Source organism: Actinoalloteichus spitiensis RMV-1378 (assembly GCF_000239155.1).
GTDB classification, from domain to species: Bacteria; Actinomycetota; Actinomycetes; order Mycobacteriales; family Pseudonocardiaceae; genus Actinoalloteichus_B; species Actinoalloteichus_B spitiensis.
The window spans coordinates 1-1,814 of sequence record NZ_AGVX02000642.1 but is presented as its reverse complement, the minus strand read 5'-3'; the positions used below and the strand labels follow the sequence as shown (position 1 = coordinate 1,814).

Below are 1,814 nucleotides of genomic sequence, written 5' to 3'. Positions count from 1 at the left end.
CCGGCCCCGCCCCCCGCCACTCCTCGTCGCCCCGGCCCCGGATCCGCACCTCCCCGGAGAACTGGTTGGGATCGGGCAGGGCCAGGGTGGCCTCGGTGCCGGTGATCTCCACGAACCCGTGCCTGCGCAGCGGTGAGTCGAAACTGAACAGCAGCGTCGCCGCCGGTCCCCCCGCGTACTCGACCAACGCGGAGACGTGCGTCGGCACCTCCACGCGGAACTCGGTGCCCGCCCGGTCACCGGCGGCGATCCGCCGCGTCGTCATCGCCTGCCGGCCCACCGCGCCCACCCGGTGCGCGGGCCCGAACAGCGACGCCAGGACCGTCAGGTAGTAGGGGCCGAGGTCGAACAGCGGGCCGGCGCCCCGCTGGAAGAGGAACGCCGGGTTGGGGTGCCAGCGGTCCGGGCCCGGTTCCTGCACCAACGCGAGCGCCGTCAACGGGGTGCCGATGGCCCCGGCCTCGATGAGCCGCCGGGCCGCCTGGAAACCCGTGCCGAGCACGGTGTCCGGGGCGCACCCCAGCCGGCGGCCGGCCCGGGCGGCCTGGGCGACCAGGGCCCGCCCGTCCTCGACGTCCAGGGTCAGCGGCTTCTCGTTCCAGACGTGCAGCCCGGCCTCCAGGGCCGCCGAGGCCACCTCGACGTGGGCGGCGGGAACGGTCAGGTTCACCACCAGCTCCACCCCGGGGTGCTCCAACGCCTGCGCCAGCGTGCCCGAGGCCGGCACCCCGTACCGGGCGGCCTGGGCGGCGGCCCGGTCGACGTCGAGGTCGGCGCAGAACAGCACCGAGACCTCGGGGAACGAGGTCAGGTTCGTCAGGTACTGGTCGCTGATCGAGCCGCAGCCCACGACGGCGACACCCAGCGGTGCCGCCTGCTCCGGGGCGGTCACCGCTCGCTCCCGCCGGCCGCCGGGGCGAACCCGTTGTCCCGCAGCCAGTCGAGGCTGTCCCCGACCGCCGCGAGGACGTCGGTGGCGCAGTCGTCGAGTTCGACGACCCGCCATTCCACCGCCGGGTTCGCCGTGAGGACCTCCGCGACGGGCATGCGTCCCGCGCCGACGGCGGTCATCGGATCGGTCCTGGTCACCGGCCCGTCCTTGACGTGCAGGTACCGGACCCGGTCCCCCAGCCGTCGGAGCAGGCCGGGCACGTCCTGCCCGGCCACCGCCGCCCAGTAGGTGTCCACCTCCAACACCACCTCCGGGGCGAGGGCGTCGGCGAGCACCACCAGCGCCGGGGTGCCGTCGACGTCGGTGAACTCGAACTCGTGGTTGTGGTAGCCGAGCCGCAGGCCCGCGTCGCCCGCCCGGGACGCCACCGCGTTCAGCTCGGCGGCCAGCGCGGCGACCGCGTCCCGGTCGGCGAACCGCTCCGGCGGCGCGATCGGGGCGATGACCGTGTCGGCGCCGACCGTGCGGGCCCCGTCGAACAGGGCGTCCACGTCGGCCGACAGGACGGGGGCGTGGACGGCGCAGACCGCCAGGCCGGCGGAGTCGAGGTCGTCGCGCAGCCCGGCGGCGTCGGTGAGCACGTCGAACGGTTCCACCGCGCCGTAACCGAACCCGGCGAGGGTGGCCAGCACCCCGGCGCGGTCAGCTGCAAGCTGGTCCCGCACGGTGTAGAGCTGCACCGCGGGCGGAGTCGAGAGGATCGAACTGGTCGGATCGGACATCTGCACCTCCTGTCAGGACACCGGAGCCGGACCGCGCTGGCCGTCCGGAACCGACAACCGGGCGAGCACCGGCCTGCGTCCGGGACGCCCGTGAGACACCGCTCGGGAGTGGGCGGCCGGGACGGGGGCCGCCGGCGCCG

General features: G+C 75.4%; 2 protein-coding genes. Both read right to left on the bottom strand.

Annotation, left to right across the window (positions count from 1 at the left end; all coding sequences use genetic code 11):
• A partial coding sequence (locus tag ACTIDRAF_RS0223230; RefSeq protein WP_016701097.1) for a Gfo/Idh/MocA family protein occupies window positions 1-892 on the bottom strand: 892 nt, incomplete at its 3' end.
• Window positions 889-1,674 (bottom strand): sugar phosphate isomerase/epimerase family protein, encoded by a 786-nt coding sequence (locus ACTIDRAF_RS0223225; RefSeq protein ID WP_016701096.1) that lies wholly within the window; start codon window positions 1,672-1,674, stop codon window positions 889-891. The genes ACTIDRAF_RS0223230 and ACTIDRAF_RS0223225, both read right to left, overlap by 4 nt.
• Between the last annotated feature and the right edge of the window lie 140 nt (window positions 1,675-1,814).

What these genes read in the sequence shown, in the direction of transcription:
- ACTIDRAF_RS0223225 (WP_016701096.1), bottom strand. Translation starts at nt 1,674, where the DNA reads ATGTCCGATCCGACCAGTTCGATCCTCTCGACTCCGCCCGCGGTGCAG.